This is a genomic window from Lysinibacillus sp. GJ-1, from assembly GCF_021166035.1.
GTDB classification, from domain to species: Bacteria; Bacillota; Bacilli; order Bacillales_A; family Planococcaceae; genus Lysinibacillus; species Lysinibacillus sphaericus.
Map to the genome: position 1 here is coordinate 4,654,507 of NZ_CP088912.1, position 26,099 is coordinate 4,680,605.

The window sequence follows — 26,099 nt, forward strand, 5'->3', positions numbered from 1 at the left end:
CATTTCATTTACAAACAAATTATCCACAAAAGTTATCAACATATCCACAAGTAGTTTCTATATATTGTGTAAAGTTATTTACTTGATACAATATATTCTGCTGGCTGTTCGCAGTAACTACATTTTGTGGATAACTTTTTTTCCTTTTCTACTTTATCCATAATTGGGAATACTTTTTGCTCCGCAACAAACATGTCTAAAGCGTGATCTATATGCTTTTCGCAACTGAATTTTTCCATTTTTTCATGTCTCCTTATTTTCCGAAATTTCCACAAACTTATGCACAATTCGGTCTATGTTATCCACAACCTATTGTAACAAAGGAATAGCAAGTAGGAAAGAAAGGCTTTCTCTCGCTACTTGCTGTGTAAAGTAATTATGCACAAATTTCTAGTTATCCACATCTATATTTGTAAATTCTCTTAGTAAAATACATCTTGCGGATTAATTTTTTAAATTAAAAATCGGTAGTAGATTTTACATCTACCACCGATTAGCTTATTACAATGAATCGCTATTTGTTAATGTTAGTGTTAATTCCACTAACTTACCTTCGCGGTATACTTTCATTGTTAATGTATCACCAATTTTTTTGTCGTTGTACAAATGCTTACGTAAATCAATCGAAGTTTCGATTTTTTTACCGTCCATTTCAACAATTACATCATATTGTTTCACGCCTGCTTTTGAAGCTGGTGAGTTAGCGATAACATCTGTAATGACAACACCTGTTGTAATTTCTTTAGGTAATTTTAATGTTTGTTGTTGGTAATACGCTGGTACGTCTGTTAAATCGACTAATGAAATCCCCATCGTTGGACGTTTCATTTCTCCATTTTTCTCTAATTCCTGAATAATTGGAATCGCTGAGTTGATTGGAATTGAGAAGCCCAGACCTTCCACTGACGATTCGGAAATTTTCATGGAGTTGATGCCGATTAATTCACCAGCTAAGTTCACTAGTGCACCACCACTATTACCAGGGTTAATAGCAGCATCTGTTTGTAACACTTCTTGTTGCCAATCCGCAACTTTGTCGCCATTTAAATCGACTGGTACTGAACGGTCTTTACCTGAAACAACACCTGTTGTTACAGAGCCATAAAATTCTAAACCTAGTGGATTCCCGATTGCAATCACTGTTTCACCTTGTTTTAGTACATCTGAGTTACCAAATGTCGCCACTGTTTTAACATCTTTTGCACTGATTGAAATAACAGCTAAGTCTGTCCAAACATCGCTACCGACTAATTGTGCCTCTTCTTTTGAGCCGTCTTGCATTGTTACTTCTAACTGTTTTGCGCCTTCAATAACGTGATTATTTGTGACGATAAAGGCTGTATCACCTTCTACTTTATAAATAACACCTGAGCCGCTTCCTGTTTCTTTATCTTGGGTTGTTTGCTGATTCCAAAAACCGCCACTTGCCACTTCTTGAATATTGGTAATACCTACAACAGCACCTGATGCTTTTTCTACAGCACCTGTAACATCAGTTGTTACTTCTGTTGCAACCTGATTGATGGTTGGCTCATTTTTACCAGCACTACTTGTTGTTGTCCCCGGCATCTGATTGACAAGCCCAGGAAGCATTAGCCACACGAGTAATGCACCGATAATAACCCCTATTAGACCACTAAAGAAATAGCCACCTTTTCCTCCACCGCCGTCTTTCTTTTTAGAACGCTTCGCTTGCATTTCTTTTTCCTCACGTTCCAATCTCTCCTGTAGAGGGGATTTTTGGATTTCATCATTATTTAGAAAATCACTGTTTTTGTCATCATCATTTAAATAACTCATGTTCCTCATCCTTTCGTACAACTTCTATCTATTAATTCTTGCCTTTATCATACGATTCAAACATTAAAATTACATGAAAAATAAATAAAATGGACATAAAAAATAGCTGTTCAATGCATTAACTATAAAATGTCATTGAACAGCTTTTCTTTTTTATATGAACGCTTGAACCTGATTTATTCTTAAACCGTTACTAGCTTTGTTGGCTCCTCTGCATCCGTATCTACTAAATGAACATACTCACCTGCGATAATCCCGCAAGATTGCAACGTTTGTGTCACACTCATACGCGCAAGCTCTTTCATATTATTATCTTTACTTAAATGGGCTAAATAAATATTCGTTGGCTTTTCAAATACTACCTCGCTCATTGCAATAGCAGCATCTTCGTTCGATACGTGTCCTACATCACTCAAAATACGACGTTTTATAGACCACGGATAGCGACCCATTTGTAGCATATTGACATCATGATTACTTTCAAACACGAAGGAATCTGCGCCACGGATAATGCCCTTCATACGATCACTAACATAGCCTGTATCGGTAATAACCACGAGTTTACGACCATTTTCATGAAATGAATAAAACATCGGATCTGCTGCATCATGTGAAACAGCAAAAGATTCTATAGCTAAAGAGCCAAAATGCTTCACCGTCTCCATTTCAAACTCAAAACGTTGCTCTAGGGGAATATCTCCAACGAGTCCATCCATTGCTTGCCACGTTTTAGCATTTGCATATATCGGTACATTGTATTTCCGAGCCAAGACACCAATTCCTTTAATATGATCACTGTGCTCATGTGTAACTAAAATGCCACTTAGCTGTTTCATATTGCGATCGATTTTTGTGAAGAGCTGCTCCATCTTTTTGCCACTTAAGCCAGCATCGACAATAAATGCATGATTATCGTTCTCTACATAAATCGAATTGCCTGTACTACCACTTGCTAAAACACTAAATCGCATCTTTAAACTCCCCAGTCTTCTTCTTCAACCTCTTGCTTTTCTTCTTGAATTTCAATAATCTTACCTTCCACAGCATCAACAAAATACTCTTCCATTTCACCATCTTCTAATTTCACTCGTACTTCCCATGTTGGCAATAGTACTTGTGTTTGCGTTAAATAGACAAGTGTGGAATAGCCTAGCTGCATCTTGTCAACATGTGAATCTGGCTTTAAAAGCCCTTTTGCGTATAATGCTTGCACCACTTGAATCGGCGGTAGCACACTTTGTTGTTGCTCCACTTCCTCAATATTGTCTAGCATCGTTTGTTCATACATCGTTACTTCATCGTTGGCATTCCATTGTATTTTTAACAGCCCACTCTTATTGTAATAGAGCATTCGGTTATTTGTTTTTTGAAAGAAGATGGCTACACGCTCTTCACGATTAACCTTCCATAATCCATAGGAACTGCCTTCTTTAATATTTGCTTGCACAAATTCTGTGAAACTGGCATCGTCATTAACATTTCGCAATTTTACTGGATTTACGAGAATGACATGCGCCTCTTTTCCTTCTAATTTTGCATCTAAATTATTTACGCGATGATTAGAATTAGTAAAATCAGCAGCCTTAAAAGTGTGGACTTTACCCTTAATAAAGGTAGCTGATTCCACATTATTCGGCAGTATACCATACGTAATATTATCCTCTTTCAATCGAGCATCTATCGTTTTCTCACCTGTTACTTCAACACTTTGCGCCTCATTGTAACGATTAACATACAATGAATATAAGAATATATTTAATATTAAAAAGACAACTATAAAAATGGATTTTGTTCTATTCCAATCCATTTTTTACACCCCCAAGCATCTCAGGTGTCAGTAAAACCCATGAACCATTGCGAATAACAAACCAGCTTGGCTCTAATGTAAATAATCTTAAATTTTCATCTTGTGTTAAATAATATCCAACAGCAATTTCATCGATATCTGATAATACAATATTATTAAGTTTATGAATTTTTTCAACGATTTCTGTACCAGATGGCAGTTCTTTAATCTCTTTTTCCGATATGTCTAAAGAGAAGTATGGACGATTGTAGCGGAAAATGCGGGTATCTCCCCATACCGTTTTGATTCGCGTACTTGCTTGATCACTATAGACGGGGAACCCTTGTAAATACAGCTGGTACTCGATTTGATTTTTACTTGGATTGCTTGATACATAGCGGTAATCTGTTGTAAAGCCTCCGTGCTCATTGATAAATTCAAAACTATCTCGGAAGAGTTTCGATGGCTCTATGCGTTCACTACTTTCTGCCGCTGGATATACATAAGTCAATGATTTAAACCTTGTATCCACAGTCATTAGAGAAAAGCCATCGGTATATTTTTCAAATGTCGCACTTTCTACATTACGCTGTACAACGTTTGGCTCTGAAAATAAGACATTTTTAAATAATTCAGGTGAAAGTTCATTCATATAATACGTATATTTTACAGATTCAATTGTATCATTTGGCACGTAAAGCGACGTATAGCCATCTCGTTCCACTTCTTTATACGTACTATGCAGTTTAGATGGTTCAATAATATCTTTTGCAAATTGATTGGCATTTGTAATACTTACATGTGAGCGTAACAGAGTTTTGTTAGAGCTACTAATGAAATACATTTGTACTTCTTTGTTAGCGTAATTTGTCCAATCGATTATAATGCGATTAAACGTTGTCTCTGGTAACTCTTTTTCACCAAAGTTAAAAATTGTACCTAGCTCTGAAAATGGAATTTCCCCAGCAAAAAATACAGTCATACGGTTATTAGCACGTATCATCTCATTAACATTTTCTGGTGAAATATTATTGTTCACTCGAACTAGGTCTAGGATGTTCCAACCATGAAAGATATTCATAATATCTTTCATGACGCCGTTTGATACAGTACCTGTTAATTCTTCATCACTGCTATAAAGAGTTTTATACGGCTTAATAACATCTTCTATTTTCTTTTGTGTTCCAATTAAAATTTCCTTACCTTCTGTTTGCTCAATTACTTTGTAATCAGGCGTATATGTCCAAATAATAAAGGTTAGCACAACACTTAGCATAACGAGTAGAAATAAAACAATGGATTTTACCGGTTCTATATATTTCATTCCCACTCACCTGCCTCGTCAAAATCGTCTAATTCAAATGGTAATGTGAAGAAAACGGTTGTCCCATATCCTTCTTCACTTTCAGCCCAAATCTTCCCACCATGTGCTTCAATCATTTCTCGCGCAATCGCTAGCCCAAGACCTGTACCACCCATAGAGCGTGCACGGGCGCGATCCACCCGATAAAAACGATCAAAAATACGCCCTACATTTTCTTTTGGAATACCCATGCCATCATCCGAAATCATGACCTTCAGTGTATCTCCTTGAACGGTAAAACCAAAACGTACACTACCCCCATCTGGAGAATATTTTATTGCATTTGAGATCACATTATCAATTACTTGCGTCACCTTATCCGTATCAATTTCAACGTAATAGGATGTCTCTGGAAGTAATCGTTCAAATGTTACATTTTCTGATTTAGACATTTCAAAGCGATCGATAATCCGATTAAAGAATGAATTAAATAACACAATATCTGTGTTCAATTTGTAATTACTACTATCCATTCGTGATAATTGTAGTAAATCATTCACTAAACGAATCATTCGCTCTGTCTCTGTTTGCGTAACATTTAAAAATGTAGGTGCTATATTTTCGTCTTTCCAAGCCCCATCAATTAATGCCTCAAGGTAACTACGCATCGTTGTTAATGGTGTACGAAGTTCGTGTGAGACATTCGATACAAACTCTCTACGCTCCATTTCAATCTTTTCCTGCTCCGTAATATCATGAAGTACAGTAATTAACCCATTAATAAACCCTGTTTCTTTTTGAATTACCGAGAAATTGGCACGTAAAATATACGGTGCCTCTGATGTGCTAAAATCCAAATTGACGGCATCATTCATATGGATTAAATCCTCAAAGCTATATTCTTGGTCGATGCCTAACACCGAAGCGATTGGACGTCCCAATGTGATATCCCTCGAAATATGCAATAACTCTAAGGCTGGATCATTAATAAGAATAATGCGTCCTTTACGGTCTGTTGCAATTACACCATCGGTCATATTACTAAGGACCGAATGAAGTTTCCGTCGTTCAGCCTCTGTCGTCGATTGAGACTCTTGCAATCGATTGGTTAAGTGGTTAAATGTAGTAGCCAGTTGGCCAATCTCGTCAGTTCCATAGACTCGTACTTTACGAGAAAAGTTCCCTTTCGCCATGGCTTGTGCTTGTTTACGCATATCAGCAATCGGCTGCGTAATAGTACGCGCTACTAAAATGCCTAAGAAAATAGTAACCACTAATGATACAGCGGTACCCCCTAGGAAAATACGGTTAATATCACTCATCTGCTCAAAAACAGATTCAATATTTGCTTCAATGTATAGCACCCCAATAATTTCATCATCAGGTCCAGCGCCATCACGAATTGGCGTTGCCAACACCCATACTCGATTTCTCGTTTTATTGTCCAATTTTATCAGATCAAATAGTGTTTCGGCTGATATTGCTCGACGGACAAGGTCTGTATTCGAACGTTGTCCTATTAAATTTTGATTATCTACTTCTGAAGTTGCAAGTATACGCTGTCTACTATCAATTACGCGAATTTCTAAAATATCGCCTGTCGAAACATCCTTCAACCCTGTGGAAAATTCTTTTACAATGGATTTCAAACTTTCCTCAAGTGAAGGCATACTTTCATCGCGTTCTTTTAAAATTTCTTCACGAATGCTATATTGCATCAAATCTACACGCTGAAAAATAGACTCTTGAAAATTACTTTTCAAATTTTCCTCTAGTTGCTTTGCAAAATAGATGCCTATAATTTGTAACGCCAACATAATCAACAAAATATAAATTAGTACAAGCTTGACATGAATTGATTTAAAGAAGCTTACTTTCTGCATTTCCTTTACTCCTGTTCAGGATTTCGTAAATAATACCCTACGCCACGTCTAGTGACAATCCATGCCGGATGACTTGGATTATCCTCGATCTTTTCACGAAGGCGACGAATCGTTACATCGACTGTACGTACGTCACCGAAATAATCGTAACCCCATACAGTTTGTAAAAGATGCTCACGCGTCATCACTTGTCCAATATGTTTTCCTAAATAATGTAGCAATTCAAACTCACGATGTGTTAATTCAATTGCTTCATCGCGCTTCATCACCTGATAAGCGTCAGGTTGAATAACAAGAGAGCCTACTACAATCTCATTGGATGTTTCCTCTTCTTCCTCTGCTGCAGGAGCTACTACTTGAAGGCGACGCATATTCGCTTTCACACGCGCGATTAACTCACGAGTACTAAAGGGCTTCGTTACGTAATCATCCGCACCCATTTCTAACCCTAATACTTTATCAATCTCTGAGCCTTTAGCGGTTAACATAATAATAGGGAAATCGTATTTTTTTCGAATTTCTCTACAAACTTCCATACCATCTCTTTTTGGTAACATTATATCTAACAGCATTAAATCTGGCTGCTCTTCCTCAACCTTTTCTAATGCCTCATCTCCATCATACGCACAAATTACTTTGTAGCCTTCTTTAATTAAATTAAACTGTAAAATATCTGCGATTGGTTTCTCATCGTCAACAACTAAAATTGTTTTACTCATACATTCTCTCCCTTTCGCTATTCATCTATTCTAAACAATGTGTATTTGTAAAGTTACTACTCTTAACTGTAACATGCTTTTTGCTTCCATGCATTATTCACAAACAGTTTCCGTATTTCGACAATTATTTCTTGGGAAATAATTTAGTTTTTTTATGCTTACTATACAAAAAAGCAGCCCACTATTTGGACTGCCTTTTACAATTACTGACCTACATATGATAAAGGATTGACCAGCTCACCATTTTTCTCAACTTCAAAGTGTAAATGTGTACCTGTTGAATTTCCTGTAGAGCCCATAATTCCAATAACAGAACCTTTTTCAACAACCTGCCCAACGCTAACCTTTATAGAAGATAAGTGTCCATAAAGCGTTGTATAGCCGTTTTTATGATTAATAACAATGCGATTACCATAGGTACCCGAAACGCCAGCAGCTACTACTACACCATTATCTGAAGCTAGTATATTGTAGTTACTAGGACGAGCAATGTCGATTCCGCGATGGATATCACCCCAACGTTGTCCCATAACACTAGATACATAGCCTCCGACTGTTGGCCAAACAAACTCACCCGTTCCACGAGACGAGATTACTTTTGTCCCTACTACTTCAATATGATCCACTGGTTGTTGTAACACTTTTTCTTCTAAAGCTACTTTAGAGGTACGTGTGCCATTTTCAGTCGTGATTAAGTAAGAGGTTTCCTTTTTCCCGTTAACGCCTTGTTGTTTTATAACGGACTCCCCTTTGTACATTGTAGGGTCTTCTTTCATTATTTTTTTAAATGGAATTGTATCTGTAACGGTCTTTTCTTGTTTTACTTCAATAGTTACAAATGGTTTTGCAACCGTAACATTTAGTGCTTGTCCTATTTGTAACACGGTATCTACTGTCAGACCAGGATTTAATTCAATTAATTCAGCAGTTGTTAAATTATGTTTTTTAGCGACTGCTCCTAATACATCCCCTGATTGAATTTTATATTCTTTTTGCTCAAGGGATCCTGTCATTAAGTATTTCACTGCCTCTTCAGGCGATACAATGGCATTAGGATTTACTTTTTGTGTTACACCTGAAACACCTTGTTTAAACGCAATATTTAACAGGCGTGATTCACCAGACTGTAAAGCTGGTAATTCATTTATAGATTGTTGGTTAGCAAGTAAATCATCTAACGCTGGTTGAGAAACATATTGTAGCTTTAATAAGCGAATTGTTTCTTCATAGGCTTTCGCATCTTTTAAAAAGGTGATTGGCTTATTATCTACTAGTAATGCAAAGGCAGGTGATTGTGCAACTAATGATTGCTCTAATTTTGCCAAAGTTTCTGCATCCTTTGTTTCATTACTAAACACTTGCTCTGGTATTATTTTCACAACCGAGTTAGCATCGATTAATAAGTCTTTATACTGATTACTTGCTTGCTGTTCTTTCAATGCAATTATTTCTTGAACAGCTTTGTCATCAGATACAGCACCCATATATTCATTTTCTACATATACATGATATATTTTATTTAGTGTTTCTTTATGATTATTTTCTTTTGTAAAGCCTGCGCTTATTGTGAAACTAGCCATTAGTACCGCAATAATTGACACTTTTTTAAAAGAAGAAAAATTGTAGGTGAATCGATTGCTTTCTTCTTTTTTATTACAAGACGAACTCATCAATAAAGCCCCTTCCAACTTTAGCCTAACATAGGTTTAATTACCCACAAAGATTTTGCACCACTATAATGTACCATAAAGAAAATGTCGTTTGAATGTTTTATCCCTTTTGTAATGAAAATGTATTATTTCTCTACGAATTGTTACATAAATCTTATATTTGATAATCTTATTCTCACTCCTTTTATTTTTAAATTAGGAAGTATTATCCTTATTATTTTGTTTTAAATGAGTATTTAAACATATTTCTTTTTACTTTTTCAATATTTCGATAAAATAGAGTAAGAGACGTATACTAGTTGATTGGAGCGATTGATTTGAGTGATTCACAGACCACTAAGATAGCTAAAGCAAGACAGCAAAAAAAGAATACAATTCGGAAAATAACCGCCCGAATTGTTATGGTTGCCATAGGTGCTATCATTATGGCATTAGGACTAGAGCTATTTTTAGTACCCAACCACATTATGGACGGAGGAATCGTTGGTGTTTCCATTATTACCTCGCATTTATTAAGCTTACCCCTAGGTATTTTCATCTTCGTTTTAAACTTACCTTTTATCTTTTTAGGCTATAAACAGATTGGTAAAACATTTGCACTTTCTACAGGGCTTGGCATCACAGTGCTCTCCGTAACCACAATCTTCTTACATAATCTTGAACCATTTACAACAGACACTTTACTTGCGACAGTTTTTGGTGGCATGATTTTAGGTATTGGTGTCGGTATCGTTATACGTTACGGTGGTTCTTTAGATGGAACTGAAATTTTAGCCATTTTATTTAATAGAAAATCTCCATTCTCAGTCGGAGAGATTATTATGTTCTTCAATGTACTGATTTTTACCATTGCAGGTTTTGTTTTCACATGGGAGCAAGCTATGTACTCTATCATTGCCTATTATATAGCCTATAAAATGATTGATATTGTTATACAAGGGATGGAAGAGTCAAAATCTGTTTATATTATCAGTGATGAAATTGAAGAAATTGGTCAAACTATTATGGATCGACTTGGTCGTGGGGTTACTTTTCTTCACGGGGAGGAGGCCTACACAGGCAACGACAAAAAAGTTATTTTTACCGTTATTACACGCTTGGAAGAATCAAAATTGAAAACAATTGTTGCGGAAATAGACGACCATGCATTCCTTGCAATAGGGAATATTGCAGAAGTTAAAGGTGGCCACTTCAAGAAGAAGGATATTCACTAAAAAGCACAACTTGGACAAAAGAGAAAAAGTGTTAGATTGACTCAAATCAATCTAACACTTTACTATGTCCGTTGTTGTCCGCTACGGCGGATGCTTTCCGCGGGCACACCGTAAGCCGCAACCCTCGCTGTCGCGCGGCTTGTTGCGTCTTACGTGCTGTGCGTTCCCGCAGGAGTCGCCCGCCTTCGCTACCAACAACTATAAGGTTCCATTCATTTTAAACAGTGGAGATTTTTCCCTCTTTTTAAAATTGATCCTCGTCTCTTGATTATGCTTCCCAAATGTCTACTAATACATTTGTTTGTTCACGACCAGAGCCGACAGAGAAGGTAGCAATTTGAATGCCCGTTAATTCACTTACACGTTCTACATAGCGTCGTGCATTCTCTGGTAACTCTTCTAATGTGCGGCAGCCTGTAACATCTTCTGACCAGCCTGGAAGCTCCTCATAAATAGGTTCACATTGTTCAATAATATGAAGATTTGCTGGGTACTCTGTAATTGTTTCATCTTTATATTTATAAGCTGTACAGATTTTTACAGTGTCTAAACCTGATAAAACATCAATTGAATTTAATGCTAAATGCGTAATACCACTTACACGGCGTGAATGGCGAACGACAACTGTATCAAACCAGCCTACACGACGAGGGCGTCCAGTCGTTGTACCATATTCGCGACCTACTTCACGAATTTGCTGACCAACTTCGTCAAATAATTCAGTTGGGAATGGGCCATCTCCTACACGTGATGTATAGGCTTTACATACTCCAATAACACTTGAAACTTTTGATGGGCCAATACCTGCACCAATCGCTACACCACCAGCAACAGGGTTTGAAGAAGTAACAAATGGATAAGTCCCTTGATCGACATCAAGTAAAATACCTTGTGCCCCTTCAAATAATACTCTGCCACCTTCATCTAATACATCATTTAAAATTTTTGAAGTATCTGTAACATATTTTGCGATTTCTTGTCCATAACCGTAATATTCTTCGAAGATTTCTTCGAATGTTACACCTTCCACTTCATAAAATTTCTCGAACAACTTATTTTTAATTGCTAAATTATGACGTAGTTTTTCTTCAAATACTTCTTTATCTAATAAATCAGCCATACGGATACCGATACGTGCTACTTTATCTTGATAGCAAGGTCCGATACCTTTACAAGTTGTACCGATTTTGTTATCGCCACGGCTTTCTTCATCTGCGATATCTTGTTTAATATGATATGGTAAAATGACATGGGCACGATTTGAAATTCGAAGATTTTCTGTATTGATGCCTCGTTCCTGCAGTCCTTTTAATTCTGTTACAAGTGATTTTGGGTTAACAACCATCCCATTTCCCATTACAGATGTTTTTTCTTTGTAGAAAATACCTGATGGGATTAAATGTAACTTATATGTTTCACCATTAATTTTAATGGTATGTCCAGCGTTATCGCCACCTGCAAAGCGGGCAATAGCATCTGCCTTTTGTGAAAGGAAATCTGTAATTTTACCTTTACCTTCGTCTCCCCACTGTGTTCCTACAACTACAACTGATGTCATAATCAGCACCTCCGTTAGATACGTATTGTATCTCATTAATCAAGCCGTAAATTATTGTAACAATGTTAGAAACAACTCGTCAATAAAAAAATAGTTAAAAACACGAACATAAAATCAATTACTATGATTTAACGTTCGTGTTTAATGACGGAATGGTATGAATATTATCTCATTTATAGATAAATATTACTAATCACGTGGTGGCGGTGGTGGCATTTGTGACCAATCCACGTTTATAAATTTATTGAATTCCTTTTTAAAAGCAAGTGTAACTGTTCCTGTAGGACCGTTACGCTGTTTAGCAATAATAATTTCAATCATATTTTTACTCTCGGACTCTTTATCGTAATAGTCATCACGATATAAGAAGGCAACAATATCGGCATCCTGCTCAATACTTCCTGATTCACGTAAGTCACTCATCATTGGTCGCTTATCCTGACGTTGCTCCACACCACGCGAAAGCTGTGATAGTGCAATTACTGGTACCTTTAACTCACGTGCTAATCCTTTTAATGAACGTGAGATTTCTGATACTTCTTGTTGACGGTTCTCTCCAGGCTTCCCACTACCCTGAATAAGCTGTAAGTAATCGATTAGAATCATTCCAAGTCCATGCTCTTGTGCTAAACGTCTACACTTTGCTCGAATTTCATTGATACGGACACCTGGCGTGTCATCAATAAAAATACCTGAATTCGATAAACTCCCCATTGCCATCGTTAGTTTACCCCAATCTTCGGTAGTTAAAGCACCTGTACGTAAAACTTGTGCATCAATATTTCCTTCGGCACATAGCATACGCATGACAAGCTGCTCAGCACCCATCTCTAATGAGAAGATGGCAACATTTTCACGTGCTTGTACAGCTACACTTTGTGCAACATTTAACGCAAAAGCCGTTTTCCCTACAGAAGGTCGTGCCGCAACAATAATCAAGTCATTGCGTTGGAAGCCTGCTGTAATATGGTCTAAATCACGGAAACCTGTTGGAATACCTGTTACATCGCCCTTACGTGATTGAAGCTGCTCGATATTATCGAATGTCTCGACTAAAACATCTTTTACATGTTTAAAGTCGCCAGCATTTTTGCGGTTGGCGACCTCCATCATTTTCTTCTCTGCTTCGCCGAGTAATGCCTCTACCTCGTCCTCACGTGTGTAGCCATCTTCAACTATTTTTGTAGCTACACGGATTAAACGACGTAATAACGCTTTTTCCTCAACGATTTTGGCATAGTGAGCAACGTTTGCTGCCGTAGGGACAGCATTGGCGAGCTCTAGTAAATACGATAGCCCGCCAACATCCTCAATCTCTTTTTTTGCTGATAATTCCTCAGTAACTGTTACAACATCTATCGCTTTTCCTTGATCACTTAAACGCAACATGGTCTCAAAAATCTTCTTATGCGCGTTTTGGTAAAAATCATCAGCTAACAGAATTTCCGATGCTGTGATTAGTGCCTGTGGTTCTAGAAAAATTGCACCGATAACCGATTGCTCCGCTTCCCGGTTATGCGGTGGAACGCGGTCTATCATCGGTTCGTTCATGGATAGTCGCCCCTTATTCTTCCGTTACTTGTACTTTTAATGTCGCTGATACTTCGTGATGTAGTTTTACAGGTACATTTGTAAAGCCTAGTGCACGGATGCCATCAGGTAAAGTCATTTTGCGTTTATCAATTTTAATGCCATGTACTTTTTGCAGTGCTTCTGCAATTTGTTTTGTCGAAACTGAACCGAATAAGCGTCCACCATCTCCTGATTTTGCTTTTAACTCCACTGTTAATGCTTCTAACTTTTCTTTTAAAGCTTGTGCTTCAGCTAATTCTGCTGCTGCGTTTTTTTCTTCTAGTTTCTTTTGACCTTGTAATTGGCTCATTGCTTGTGCATTTGCTTCTGCAGCATAACCGTTTTTAATTAGGAAGTTTTGTGCATAGCCATCTGCTACATTTTTTACTTCCCCTTTTTTTCCTTTACCTTTAACATCTTTTAAAAATACTACTTTCATAATTCAGAACTCCCTTCAAGTACCTCATATATGGCCTCTTCTAAATATTTTTTTACTTCACTAATGGAAAGTGCTTCTATTTGGCAAGCCGCATTTGTTAAATGCCCGCCACCGCCGAGCCTTTCCATGATAAGCTGTACATTTACTTCTCCTAATGACCTTGCACTAATACCAATTTTACCATCAGCACGATGCGCAATGACAAAAGATGCGTTTACATCTTTCATCGTTAGTAAAATATCAGCCGTTTGCGCGATTAAAACGGAATCGTAAATTTTTGAATCTTCACCTACGGCTAGTGCGATGCCAGGCTTCACGAATTTCACAGTTTGCACAATTTTCGAACGTTCAATATACGTATGGATGTCTTCTTTTAGAAGTCTTTGTACTAAAACTGTATCGGCTCCATTTGTTCGTAAATAAGAAGCTGCCTCAAACGTGCGGGCACCTGTACGAAGTGTAAAACTCTTTGTGTCTACAATAATCCCTGCTAATAGCGCCGTCGCTTCTAGCATATTAATTTTTGCCCGCTTTGGCTGATACTCTAATAACTCAGTAACAAGCTCTGCTGTAGACGAAGCATAAGGCTCCATATACACAAGCGTTGGATTTTCAATAAAGTCTTCACTACGACGATGATGGTCGATTACGACTACCTTTTCCGCAAGCTTTAATAAGTATGGATCAATGACTAAATTCGGCTTATGTGTATCTACAATAATAAGTAAGGATTTTTCAGTCATTTTTGTAGCCACTTCTTCTGGCGTTAAGAAGTGCTCGTAGAAATCGGATTTACTTTCAATTTCATTCATTAAACGTGTGACACTACCGTTCAGTTCATCAAAATTAATGACGACATAGCCTTTTACATCATTCATTTGAGCCATTTTGCGAACCCCAACAGATGCACCAATAGAGTCCATATCAGGATTTTTATGTCCCATAACAAACACTTGGTCACTGTCTTGTATTAAATCACGTAGGGCATGTGAGATAACCCGCGCCCTAACACGTGTACGTTTTTCAACAGGGTTGGTTTTCCCTCCATAGAACTTGAGCTTTCCTGTAGGTTGTTTGATGGCTACCTGATCCCCACCACGACCTAAAACAAGATCCAAACTCGATTGGGCTAATTCACCAAGTTCGACTAGTGAAGAAGAGCCAGCACCAACACCAATACTTAGTGTTAGTGAAAGGTTTTTTTGTGCTGTCTTTTCACGAATTGTATCTAAAATAGCAAATTTTTTCTTTTCTAGTTCTGTTAAAATCGATTCATTTAAAACTGCTAAAAAACGATCCGATGAAATTCGTTTGACAAATATTCCGTGCTCCGCTGCCCAGTCATTGACAATAGACGTTACCATCGTATTAGTTAAGCTACGCGGCTGGTCATCCATTGCTTGTGTAATTTCATCATAGTTATCGACAAATAAAATAGCAATAACTGTACGATCTGCAAAGTATTGTTTTTCAATTGCAATTTGCTCTGTAATATCGAAGAAATATAGTAGACGCTCCTCTTCCTTGTAAAAGACACGATATTTACGATCACGAAGCGTAATCGTTGCTTCTTTTGTTTCCTCGGTCTTCATCAGTACGTAGATGTCGTCGGATATATTGACAATTCCTTCACCCACTAATGCCTCATTGTTTAATACATTTTGCATATATGGGTTTGACCACTCAATTTCGTATTCCTCATTGACGAGCAATATCCCAATCGGCATTTCAAGTAATGCCTCTTCCCCAACCTTTTTCATACGGAAGGAAATGGATTCTATATGCTTTTCGGTCTCTTCAAAAGTAGCTTTTTCAATTTTCCATGTGTAGGCCATTAACAACGCAAAGCCTACTCCATAGCCAATACCAATCGCGATATTCCAAATACAAAGAAGCGCGAACGTCACAATGCCAAAAATGGAAAGAACAAAAAGCGGATAGCGGATTGGTCGTTTTCTAAAAGTCCCCATTACTCATCAGCCCCTTATTCCTTAGTCTTCCCTTTCACAAGTGAACGCACGTCGAAACCTAAATCTATAATACCGAGTAAGATAATGAATGATGATAGTGGAATAGCTAAAATGGTAGCTATCCATTTGACAACACTCGGCATTCCTTTCGTCGCAATGAAATAATGAATAAATGATATTCCTTGAAGAATTAATAAAAGCCACAAAATATAAGACACATTTAATACAATAATATCTAGCATAGAGCCCGCTTCTGGACGTATAAATAGATTAATACACAAAATAATCATGTAGTACCATAAAATAGAGCGTGGAAGTCGCATATTTTCATATGCTGGAAATTTTGGTACTGCTAAACCTAATCGTTTTAAAATAGGTAAATTCAATGTAATGATAATAAATGCTATTAAAAATGCAAAGATTGTTACTGTCGAAGGTATTGTTAGCTCAATTGTGTTAAGCATAGCCTCCATTTGTTCAGGTTGAATAGCGATTTGACCTGTCATACTTTTAGCAAGCTCGTTGGATTGCTCATAACTATCTCGGGCAATGTCCAAGCTCATTTCCATCACGTTAATTCCCGCTAATTGCACATAGGCTAAATAGACAAGTGCTGACGATAAAAGTACCGCGATACCAGATGACATGAATAAATAAAGTTTGCTCTTCTTTAATTGAATTGCATTACCTATGATTACCCCAAGTAACGCCATAATAAAGGCGAATGGTAGCATAAACAGTCCACTCGTTAGCACAGTTAATATACAACCTACAACTGCGACGAGTATTGATGAGGAACGCTTGTAATTTGCGCTATACCAAGCAATTGGTAATGGAGTAAATAGTAAGGCTACTAAAGAAATAATTGGTACATATGCTGAAGCAATCATTAAGATTGTAAACATTGCAACCATCATCGAGCCTTGTACAAGCGCCTTTGTTTGATTATTCGGCATTGAAAACCTTCCTTTTTATCAGTCAAACTTACTAAACTTTATTGTACCATTTTTTCACCTTATTGAACAAAAAACGCTAAGAACGTCTAAAGGCTTTTTGATGAAATAATGACAAAAGTGAAGTTTCCTTATCAAAATAGGATAATGGTATGGAATTTTACTATTTTGGGGCAAAAAAATCACCCCAGATAAAGGCGAAAATAAAAAATGAGTCCGGTACAATACCGAACTCAAAATACCAAAATTCACCGAATAATAGCTACATATCACCCACGGTTTGAGCGTTTTAAAAAATCCCCGCCGAACTCATCCTATATTCTTTATCAGCATATTGAGAACTTAAATGACTATGAGTAGCCATAACGATAGTCGTTCCACTTTCAGACAGCCTTTTAAAAAGGTGAAACACTAAAATTGTCGTATCGTCATCCAATGACCCAGTCGGCTCATCAGCAATCAACAATATAGGCTTTTTAATCAGTGCTCTGATGACTCCTACTCGTTGTCTTTCTCCACCAGATAACTTGTCAATTTTCTTATCAAGTAAATGATTAATTTTTAAACAGGCACTTAGTTCATCGAGATATGCCGTGATTTGCTTTTGATTATAGTTGCCTAATAATAAAGGTACTACGATATTTTCCCGAACTGTAAGGTTGCGAATCATTGGATTGTATTGTGATATGTATCCGATTCGACTGCCTCTTATTTCCGAAAGCTCATTAAGATTTTGGGCATGCATTTCTATACGATCCAAAATATATTTACCACTATCCGCTTTTTCAAGTCCAGCCAATATATTTAAAAGTGTGCTTTTTCCAACGCCACTAGGTCCTTTTATAGAAATGAATTGATTGTTAACAATTTCTAAATTAATGTGATGTAATATTATTTTGTCATTATACGCTTTTACGATGTTATCTAAAGAAATAAAGCTTATGATTTTAATCACCCTTTAACTTTTCAATGATATTCGTCGTTGCTAATAATTGATTCACTAATATATAAACTACGACATAAAATAACAACCAAACCAAGAACCCAGCAATTAATAAAATAGATAGTAGCGTAATGTCTTGTATAAATAGAACGGTGCACAACAATGCCAGTCCTATACTCATACCATTGAGGGTTGAAAATTGGAATTGTATAGTTTTTTTAATTTTATTATTTGTAACCCCACTCATAATGAACACTAAATACGTATCGAATTGTCTTTTTATGAAACTCTTAACGAACAAATAGAAAGCACACAATATGAAAATAAATACAACACCCGATATTGTAAAAATAAGTGTTTGATTGGCATCAACCATTTTGTATAAAAGATTCACTGATAGGGAATTCGCACCAATAATTTGATAATTAGCGAAATTCGTAACTTTTCCTATGTCTGCAACTTCCTTTCTTACCTCAAGCGCGTTTAAGTTGGTCATTAAATAACCACCCATGTTACTTAATAGAAGTGCGCGAAAGAATATTTCATCTACCTCTGTTTTTTGTAACAACATAGAAGGTTGTTCAGAAAGCGACATGGAAGGCAGTAGGATGTAGCGATTGAGCACTTGCTGCGGTTCAAGATTAGTGAAAATAAATGAATTTTCCTTTGCAAAACCGACTACTCGCCCGACAAATTTTTCATAGTAATAATGAAGCTCTAATTGGTCATTTAACTTATAGTATTGACGATAGTCAGAGCCAAGAATGACCGGTATTTCATTTTTTCCTGCTACGTAGACATAAGCAGAATCATCAAATGGCTGTCCTTCTACCAGTTCAACGACATTATAATTAAAAATGGATTTAGTAATTTGAATCGATTTAGTGGATTGATAAAGCTGCCCATCGTACTCGTATACATCATTATTGGAACCAAATTCATAGTTGGCGGAGAACTTCTTATCAGGGGGATATTGTTTTAAGCCTATTGGTTGCGATACGGCATTATAAAAGATCAATTTACTATTTTCAAATACCCGATTATTAAAATCATTGAGTATATCATAGTTTTTTACATCTTTAAAAAATTCAATTTCTCTTTTACCGATTAAATCATCCGTAATCTGATAGATATTGTAGTGATGAAATTTACTTGCTGAACGTAATTCTATTTTTGAAATATTTATATTAACTAACAGTACAAATAAAACGACAGAAAATAGAAATGAAAGTAACCCTATAAACAACGTAAACCATTTATTATTTTTCAGTAGAAGTCTAGCTGTATTCAAAACGATCTTACTCCTTTTTTAATCAAGGACTTTGTCATGAGCAGACAGGCTAAAAAATACACTATAAATGTTACTAATATATAGAAAACAGATACGTAGTACCACTGATTCCCCCAAATCGAATAGAAATGGTTAAACGCTTTTAATGATAAAAATGCCAATAACATGATCATGATGAGCGCAATGAATTCTAATTTAAACACTTTAAGAAATATAAGTTGCCATTTCCCTCCTGCAAAATACAATATTTGAACAATAGATTTTTTACTTTGAATGGCATAAACGACTGAAACAGCTTGTGCAATAATGACAAATAGTAAAGAAATGATTAAGAATCCTTTCAATAAAATATTGGAAGTTAATATGGCAGTTCCTCTATCCTCGTTTTCAAGTAGCTGATAACTCGTATTAGGAAATATTTTTTCAATTAATTGATGTGGATTGCCACTTTCCACATTGAGAATAAACTTCGTTCCATTTTTCAAGTTGATTTGTTGAGACATGACTATATACCATGCCTCTCTATTTAAGTAAGAGGATGGTGTGTCAAATTGTCCAATAACGAGGCTTTTCATATTTCTTGACAGTACCTCTTCAGGAAAAACATTGCCTGTAATTATATAGTCTGTTGAGCGTGGTTGTTTTTGATAGTTTATAGGTGGCAACTTTACGGATGGATGAATATAAATATATTTTAATTGTGGATTATCTAGTTTATATTGCATTAACAAATACGGTTCTTCTAAGTCAATGTCTAGAGAAGGCTCTTCGGTTTTAATAATGAATTCAACAGCATTTTTACTGATATAGCCATTGTTAATCATATTGGTATAACTAACAGAGTCCAGTATATAAAGCAAGGAAGTGGCGCTAGTAAACAATAGCAACGTTAGTAACAAAAACCTACTAGATACTAAACAGTTTTTCACTTTGTTTTACCTTCATTGTAAGAAAGAGGATGGGACAAAAGAGATCTAAAAGTGCACCTACCAACATCCATTTTGTAGTTTTCAAATTTAACACCCCTTGAATTACAAAATAAATTTTAAAATTTTCAATATTATAATAATTTAAAATATAATTATCTGTCAATATTCTAAATTTAATAAAAATTGATAGTTTTAATAGTGATGTTTATTTAGACATCTATGTAAATCTGCCTCCATTTTTGGGGGTTTGTTCTGTATCGATTTTCAAGGAAATAAAAAAGCACAACAAGGCATTAAACCTTGTTGTGCTCAATCATCTTATTTATCTTCAGATACGAATGGAAGTAATCCCATAATACGAGAAACTTTGATAGCTGAAGTTAATTTACGTTGGTACTTAGCGCTAGTGCCAGTTACGCGACGTGGTAAAATTTTACCGCGTTCAGAGATGAATTTTTTTAATAAATCCACATCTTTATAGTCGATATGCGTAATGTTATTAGATGTAAAATAGCAAACTTTACGGCGTTTGCGGCCTCCGCGACGTGGTGCCATAGTGATGTCTCCTCCTTATAAGTTTATAGTTTTTGTAGCTCGAAGAATTAGAATGGAAGATCGTCTTCTGATACTTCAATCGGTCCCTTGCTATTCGCAAATGGATCTTCGTCTACTCGTGTATAGTTCGGCTGATTCATTGGTGGTTGATTTTGCTGATAAGAAGCACCGCCGCCAAATGAACCTTGCTGAGGCATCGCGCCACCATACTGTTGTTGTGGTTGTCCACCGCCATATGACGGCTGGCTATTAGCGTAAGATTGTCCGCCGTATTGGTTCGATGCAGGAGCACCTCCACCACTACGAGGCTCTAAAAACTGTACGCTATCTGCCACAACATCAGTTGTGTATACACGCTTACCATCTTGTCCTTCATAGCTACCTGTTTGGATACGACCTTCTACTCCAATCAAACTTCCTTTTTTCATGAAGTTCGCTAAGTTTTCAGCCTGTTTACGCCAAGCAACGCAGCTAATGAAATCTGCTTCTTTTTCACCTTGTTGGTTTGAGAATGTACGATTCACAGCTACTGTAAATCGAGTAGACGCAATACCATTCGGTGTGTAGCGCAGCTCAGGGTCTTTTGTTAGTCTTCCAACTAATACGACACGATTTATCATCAGAATGCAACCTCCTTTTCAGCATTTTGTTTAAAATTATTTTGCTTCTTCGCGAACTGCAATGTGACGAATGATATCTTCGCTGATGTTAGCAAGACGTGTGTATTCGTTGATTGCTTCTGAAGGAGCGTTTACTTTCACGATTTGGTAGTAACCTTCGCGGAAGTCTTGGATCTCGTAAGCTAAGCGGCGTTTGCCCCACTCTTTTGCTTCGATGACTTCAGCACCGTTAGAAGTTAAGATTTCGTTGAAACGTTCAACTAAAGCTTTCTTCGCTTCGTCTTCAATGTTTGGACGTACGATGTACATTAATTCGTATTTTCTCATCTGTTTACACCTCCTTATGGACTCAGGCTCTCCTGTTTGCAGGGAGCAAGGAGTAAGTAATAAATATTACTCACATCAATGAATTGTAACACATTGGCATCTGTCTTTCAAGTCGCAATCAAATAATTCATTCGATATAATGAAGATTACTAATTTCATGAAGGAGGACTTCTATGTTACCCGATCAAAAACCCGAAGTAATTGAATTAGATATTAAGAAACTAATGATGGATAGTGTTGTTATTACTAGTGGCCTCGCTATTTTATTTATTGCCATACAATTCATATGTATGAAGGAGTTTCAAATTTCGGTTTGGCAAATGCTAAGTGGATTTATCCTTTTTGTCGTACTTTATATCGTGCTTATCATATTGCATGAAGCCTTTCATTTAATTGGCTTTATGCTCTTTGGTGGCGTGCCTTTTAAATCGCTAAAATACGGTATTAACTTAGAGCTTGGGGTAGCCTATGCAACGACCGACAAACCTCTCCCTAATTATGCAATGAAAAAGGCGTTGTTATTGCCATTTTGGACAACTGGTATTGTTCCAACCATTGCTGGCTTTTACTTTAACAGTACCATCTTACTACTTGCAGGTGCCTTTTTAATTGGCGGAGCAGTCGGAGATTTCGCCATGTATAAGGAATTACGCAAATATCCTAAACATGCTCTTGTAGAGGACGATCCTCAGTTACCAAAGCTTTATGTTTATCCTCCACAGAAAACGGATAAGTAATGGCTATCTTCTAGGAGCATAAGTTATTATGGTGTTAAAAATCCATGTTGTGCAGCTGTACATAAATTTCGCCAAATGCGGTTAATCGTTGCTGTTTCAATAATAGCGTCCATTCCGAGACTGCGAATAATACTATTAGCAATGTCCACACAGTCAGCTGCACTTTCTTTGCTCATTTCCGTAAACTGTTGGTATTCTTGTTCTGTCAGTTCAATTCCCTGTTTATGTTTTTGCCAATAGATTGTCAACATTGCGTAAAAATGTTCTTCAATCTGTCTAAAACGCTTTAGTTGTTGCATATAAAGAAACTGCAATGCGCCAATACGTTCTGTGCGATGGGATTCTTTATTTTTTCGTTCAATGACAGTTGCAGCCTCCTCTAAGAAATTCTCCGTAATGCCCAGACAAACACTTAAAAAAGAAGCCTCTGCAAAAGTGCCAAACGGAAAACGATAGACTGCATTATCATAATTATTTTTACAAATACCTAATTGGAATGTTTGATCGAATGGTATCCATATATCTTGTACTCGGATTGTATGACTTGCTGTTGCTTTTAGACCCATTGCTTGCCAATCATTGATAATTTCTACTTGCTCCGGGCTCACCGCGCAACTAATGATTTTATCTGTCAGCATACCATCTTCTTTAATAAAGCAATTCATGGTAAATGTTGTTGCATAGTCAGCACCACTACAATACTTCCACTGCCCTGTTACCGAATAACCGCTGTCCATTTTTACGGCTGTACCTGTAGGGTAGCCGCTCCCTGCTATTACTGCATCGTTTGGTGAAAAAATCTCTTCAGCTATTTCTTGCTTAAACGTTGGCACAAACATATTTCCGCCTGTTCCTATTGTCACAAGCCAGCCAAAGTTTCCATCGATAGCAGACATGCGCTGAAATACTTTTATTCCTTCGAGTAAGTTTAAATCTTTACCACCTAACTCTTTTGCTATAAACAATTTAAACAATCGTTGCTCATAAATAATTTCTAATATATCTTGTGGTAACTTTCCTGACTGTTCGATTTCTAAAGCCCGCTTTTTTATTTCTACTATGTTCATAATATCCCCCTTTAGAAATTGAAAATTCTGATATCTATATAACCAAAAATAGGCTATCCCAAACATGAAAAGATTCGCTAGGAGATAGCCTATTATGTTTTTATGAATATAAACTAAATTCTGTTTGTATTTCATGAGAATTGCTTACATTCATAATGGCAATTTTAAATTACACGTTAAAGCGGAATAACATGATATCGCCGTCTTGTACAATATATTCTTTACCTTCAAGTCGTACTTTCCCCGCTTCTTTCGCAGCAGCTTGTGAGCCTGCTTCTACTAAATCATCGAAAGCAACTGTTTCTGCACGAATAAATCCACGCTCAAAGTCTGTATGAATAATACCAGCACATTGTGGTGCTTTCATGCCTTTACGGAATGTCCATGCACGTACTTCTTGGACTCCAGCTGTGAAGTATGTGGCAAGACCTAGTAAATCATATGAAGTACGGATTAGTTGGTCTAAACCTGATTCTTTAATGCCTAGTTCTTCTAAGAACATCGCTTTTTCTTCATCGTCAAGCTCAGAAATTTCTTCTTCAATTTTTGCACAAATTGTAATGACTTGTGCACCTTCAGCTGATGCATATTCACGTACCTTTTGAACATATTCATTATTATCTGCATCTGCCACTTCGTCCTCTGAAACATTGGCAACATAAAGCATTGGTTTAATCGTTAATAGGTGAAGACCTTTAATCACTTTTAGTTCGTCCTCTGAAAGTTCAGCAGCACGAGCAGGTCGTCCGTTTTCTAATTCAGCTTTGATTTTTAGAAGAATCGGTTCTTCCACCATCGCTTCTTTATCTTTTTGTTTTGCCATTTTGCTTACGCGTTGTAAACGTTTATCCACTGATTCTAAATCAGCAAGTGCTAGCTCTAAATTAATTACTTCAATGTCATCAATTGGATCTACCGCACCTGACACGTGTGTAATATTTTCATCTACAAAGCAACGTACTACTTGGCAGATTGCATCTACTTCACGAATATGTGCAAGGAATTTGTTTCCTAAGCCTTCTCCTTTAGAAGCGCCTTTTACGATACCTGCAATATCAGTAAATTCAAATGCTGTTGGCACAGTCTTTTTTGGTATTACTAACTCTGTTAGTTTGTCTAAACGTGCATCAGGTACTTCAACAATACCTACGTTTGGATCGATTGTTGCGAATGGATAGTTGGCAGCCAAAGCGCCCGCTTTTGTAATTGCGTTAAATAATGTTGATTTTCCAACGTTAGGTAAACCAACGATTCCAGCTGTTAATGCCATAAATGGACACAACCTTTCTATAATCAGTTCAATTTTGTTTCTGTTAAACCACAGTATTATGACACTCTAACGCCTAATCCGTAATGAAGGAGACCGACACAAGCAATTACACCCTACGTCATTTTGTCCAGATTTTTCTTTCGAGCTTCCTTGTCAAAAAGTTTCTCTATAAATCTGTCCATTCGCTGGGGCAATTCACTTGAAGCAATCGGGATTGAAATCCCCCATGAATTTAAGTGCATAGTTGGTATTCCCCACCTAAGGGCAGGGAACTTTTGTTGAAGCAAGTTAAAGTTTTCTTTATAACCCTATCTATTATATTGATTCGCCCATAAAAAGTCTAATACACAAAAAGCTAGACTTCACTTGCACGCTTTATGATTTTCTTCATTTTTTTCTCAAATTCTCGACGCGGAATCATCACACTGTGCTGACACCCTTCGCATTTAATGCGCACATCTGCACCCATTCGAATAATTTTCCACTCATTTGTACCACATGGATGTTGTTTTTTCATTTCGACAATATCATTTAGATCAAATTTTTTTGCTTCCATATTATTCACTTCTCCCATCATCTTTTCCACTTCCACCATATAACATCATTTTAGGATATGCCATAGGAATATCATGTTCCTCAAATAATTGCGTCACATCACGGCGAATTGTTCGAGCTACGCCATATTGTTGTTGTGGTAATGTTTCAGCGGCAATGCGAATCGTTACTTCTGTTCCCTTTACATTTTGGACACCTAAAAAGGTAGGTACTGCCACAAGCTCTTTATGCATATCAGGTAATGTTTCTAAATACTTTTTAATAAGCCCTTCCGCTTTTTCGAAATTTGCATCGGTCGTCATTTGTAAATCTATAAAAATTTTCGAGTTATTGATAGAGTAGTTAATAACCTCGCCAATTGCACCATTTGGAATAATAAATTGCTCCCCAGTAGCACCATTAATCTTTGTTGTACGTAATCCTATTTCTACAACCGTTCCTTCCGCTGCGTTTATTTTAATATAATCCCCTACACCGAACTGGTCTTCAAAAATAATAAAGAACCCTGTAATCACGTCCTTTACTAAACTTTGAGCACCAAACCCGATAGCTAAACCGACGATTCCCGCCCCTGCAAGTAAGCCAGCTACCTTAATGTTCAGTGAAGAAAGAATAGCTATAATTGCCGAAAAATAGACAACATACGAAATAACACTTTGTAATAATCTTGCAATTGTTCGTTGTCGGCGTTCTGAATGATTTAATGGTGAGCGCATTCGTATTAAAAATGCTTTTTTAATAAATTTTTTACCTAATCGAACAGCTAACCACGATGCAATAAGGATGACTGTAATCTCAAAAGTTGCCTCAATTACATTGTCCCAAAATCTCTCGGACGTAAATATATCCCATTTCTTCTCTATCCATTTCTTATTTGAATCCATTATTACCACCTCTTGAATAACTTGTTAAAAATTTGCGTATACTGCATAAAAATT

The 26,099-nt window shown here is 36.7% G+C and carries 25 protein-coding genes; 2 read left to right on the forward strand and 23 right to left on the reverse strand.

All coding sequences use genetic code 11. The features are described 5' to 3' along the window. Positions 1–74: 74 nt before the first annotated feature. The 8 genes from LO754_RS23225 to LO754_RS23260 form a co-directional block, all read right to left on the reverse strand. Positions 75–239, reverse strand: coding sequence for a CxxH/CxxC protein (locus LO754_RS23225; RefSeq protein WP_036205521.1), 165 nt, complete (start codon positions 237–239; stop codon positions 75–77). Between the two features lie 262 nt (positions 240–501). Continuing rightward, on the reverse strand, positions 502–1,800 hold the full coding sequence (locus LO754_RS23230; protein WP_305068878.1) for a trypsin-like peptidase domain-containing protein: 1,299 nt from the start codon (positions 1,798–1,800) through the stop codon (positions 502–504). 182 nt (positions 1,801–1,982) lie between these two features. After that, positions 1,983–2,771: an MBL fold metallo-hydrolase gene (locus tag LO754_RS23235; protein ID WP_231785342.1), complete on the reverse strand. Its 789-nt coding sequence runs from the start codon at positions 2,769–2,771 to the stop codon at positions 1,983–1,985. Between the two features lie 2 nt (positions 2,772–2,773). Then, positions 2,774–3,607, reverse strand: a complete 834-nt coding sequence (locus tag LO754_RS23240) for a two-component system regulatory protein YycI (protein ID WP_231785343.1) — start codon at positions 3,605–3,607, stop codon at positions 2,774–2,776. Next, complete coding sequence (locus LO754_RS23245; RefSeq protein WP_025220898.1) at positions 3,594–4,910, reverse strand: YycH family regulatory protein; 1,317 nt, start codon at positions 4,908–4,910, stop codon at positions 3,594–3,596. The genes LO754_RS23240 and LO754_RS23245 overlap by 14 nt, the downstream gene beginning before the upstream one ends. After that, positions 4,907–6,772 carry a cell wall metabolism sensor histidine kinase WalK gene (gene walK / locus LO754_RS23250; protein WP_024364333.1) on the reverse strand — a complete coding sequence of 622 codons (1,866 nt, stop codon included), beginning with the start codon at positions 6,770–6,772 and terminating at the stop codon, positions 4,907–4,909. Before walK ends, LO754_RS23245 begins: the two co-directional genes overlap by 4 nt. A 5-nt stretch (positions 6,773–6,777) precedes the next feature. Continuing rightward, positions 6,778–7,491 (reverse strand): response regulator YycF, encoded by a 714-nt coding sequence (gene yycF, locus LO754_RS23255; protein WP_024364334.1) that lies wholly within the window; start codon positions 7,489–7,491, stop codon positions 6,778–6,780. Positions 7,492–7,694: 203 nt separating this feature from the next. After that, a complete protein-coding gene (locus tag LO754_RS23260) occupies positions 7,695–9,161 on the reverse strand; it encodes a M23 family metallopeptidase (protein ID WP_229388109.1) in 1,467 nt (488 codons plus the stop codon). 401 nt (positions 9,162–9,562) lie between these two features. On the opposite strand from LO754_RS23260, the gene LO754_RS23265 reads away from it, so the two are divergent. Further along, positions 9,563–10,375 (forward strand): YitT family protein, encoded by an 813-nt coding sequence (locus tag LO754_RS23265; RefSeq protein WP_231786378.1) that lies wholly within the window; start codon positions 9,563–9,565, stop codon positions 10,373–10,375. A gap of 268 nt (positions 10,376–10,643) precedes the next feature. On the opposite strand, the gene LO754_RS23270 is transcribed toward LO754_RS23265, so the two are convergent. The 11 genes from LO754_RS23270 to rpsF form a co-directional block, all read right to left on the reverse strand. After that, on the reverse strand, positions 10,644–11,933 hold the full coding sequence (locus tag LO754_RS23270; protein ID WP_231785344.1) for an adenylosuccinate synthase: 1,290 nt from the start codon (positions 11,931–11,933) through the stop codon (positions 10,644–10,646). Between the two features lie 189 nt (positions 11,934–12,122). Next, positions 12,123–13,484, reverse strand: coding sequence for a replicative DNA helicase (gene dnaB / locus LO754_RS23275; RefSeq protein ID WP_024364653.1), 1,362 nt, complete (start codon positions 13,482–13,484; stop codon positions 12,123–12,125). Positions 13,485–13,497: 13 nt separating this feature from the next. Next, positions 13,498–13,944 (reverse strand): 50S ribosomal protein L9, encoded by a 447-nt coding sequence (gene rplI, locus LO754_RS23280; RefSeq protein WP_024364652.1) that lies wholly within the window; start codon positions 13,942–13,944, stop codon positions 13,498–13,500. Continuing rightward, the gene (locus LO754_RS23285; RefSeq protein WP_025220901.1) at positions 13,941–15,914 is read right to left on the reverse strand and encodes a DHH family phosphoesterase; all 1,974 of its coding nucleotides are present in this window, start codon (positions 15,912–15,914) and stop codon (positions 13,941–13,943) included. The genes rplI and LO754_RS23285 overlap by 4 nt, the downstream gene beginning before the upstream one ends. 14 nt (positions 15,915–15,928) lie before the next feature. Next, positions 15,929–16,870, reverse strand: a complete 942-nt coding sequence (locus tag LO754_RS23290; protein WP_231785345.1) for a YybS family protein — start codon at positions 16,868–16,870, stop codon at positions 15,929–15,931. A gap of 286 nt (positions 16,871–17,156) precedes the next feature. Further along, entirely contained in the window at positions 17,157–17,822 is a 666-nt protein-coding gene (locus LO754_RS23295; RefSeq protein WP_081769939.1) for an ABC transporter ATP-binding protein, read from the reverse strand. After that, on the reverse strand, positions 17,815–19,101 hold the full coding sequence (locus tag LO754_RS23300) for a hypothetical protein (RefSeq protein WP_231785346.1): 1,287 nt from the start codon (positions 19,099–19,101) through the stop codon (positions 17,815–17,817). The genes LO754_RS23295 and LO754_RS23300 overlap by 8 nt, the downstream gene beginning before the upstream one ends. After that, positions 19,098–20,030 (reverse strand): hypothetical protein, encoded by a 933-nt coding sequence (locus LO754_RS23305; protein WP_231785347.1) that lies wholly within the window; start codon positions 20,028–20,030, stop codon positions 19,098–19,100. Before LO754_RS23305 ends, LO754_RS23300 begins: the two co-directional genes overlap by 4 nt. Positions 20,031–20,348: 318 nt before the next feature. Continuing rightward, complete coding sequence (gene rpsR / locus LO754_RS23310; RefSeq protein ID WP_024364646.1) at positions 20,349–20,585, reverse strand: 30S ribosomal protein S18; 237 nt, start codon at positions 20,583–20,585, stop codon at positions 20,349–20,351. Between the two features lie 47 nt (positions 20,586–20,632). Continuing rightward, positions 20,633–21,205, reverse strand: coding sequence for a single-stranded DNA-binding protein (gene ssb / locus LO754_RS23315; protein WP_024364645.1), 573 nt, complete (start codon positions 21,203–21,205; stop codon positions 20,633–20,635). A 36-nt stretch (positions 21,206–21,241) separates the two neighbouring features. Continuing rightward, entirely contained in the window at positions 21,242–21,532 is a 291-nt protein-coding gene (gene rpsF / locus LO754_RS23320; protein ID WP_024364644.1) for a 30S ribosomal protein S6, read from the reverse strand. 173 nt (positions 21,533–21,705) lie between these two features. Between rpsF and LO754_RS23325 the strand changes: the two genes are divergently transcribed. After that, the gene (locus LO754_RS23325; RefSeq protein WP_024364643.1) at positions 21,706–22,269 is read left to right on the forward strand and encodes a DUF3267 domain-containing protein; all 564 of its coding nucleotides are present in this window, start codon (positions 21,706–21,708) and stop codon (positions 22,267–22,269) included. A gap of 26 nt (positions 22,270–22,295) precedes the next feature. On the opposite strand, the gene LO754_RS23330 is transcribed toward LO754_RS23325, so the two are convergent. From LO754_RS23330 to LO754_RS23345, 4 genes are all read right to left on the reverse strand, one after another. Next, positions 22,296–23,336, reverse strand: coding sequence for an acyl-CoA dehydrogenase family protein (locus LO754_RS23330; RefSeq protein WP_231785348.1), 1,041 nt, complete (start codon positions 23,334–23,336; stop codon positions 22,296–22,298). 169 nt (positions 23,337–23,505) lie between these two features. After that, a complete protein-coding gene (gene ychF / locus LO754_RS23335) occupies positions 23,506–24,606 on the reverse strand; it encodes a redox-regulated ATPase YchF (protein WP_024364641.1) in 1,101 nt (366 codons plus the stop codon). Between the two features lie 355 nt (positions 24,607–24,961). Then, positions 24,962–25,162 carry a DUF951 domain-containing protein gene (locus tag LO754_RS23340; protein ID WP_024364640.1) on the reverse strand — a complete coding sequence of 67 codons (201 nt, stop codon included), beginning with the start codon at positions 25,160–25,162 and terminating at the stop codon, positions 24,962–24,964. A 1-nt stretch (position 25,163) separates the two neighbouring features. Next, the gene (locus LO754_RS23345; protein WP_231785349.1) at positions 25,164–26,045 is read right to left on the reverse strand and encodes a mechanosensitive ion channel family protein; all 882 of its coding nucleotides are present in this window, start codon (positions 26,043–26,045) and stop codon (positions 25,164–25,166) included. Positions 26,046–26,099: the final 54 nt, after the last annotated feature.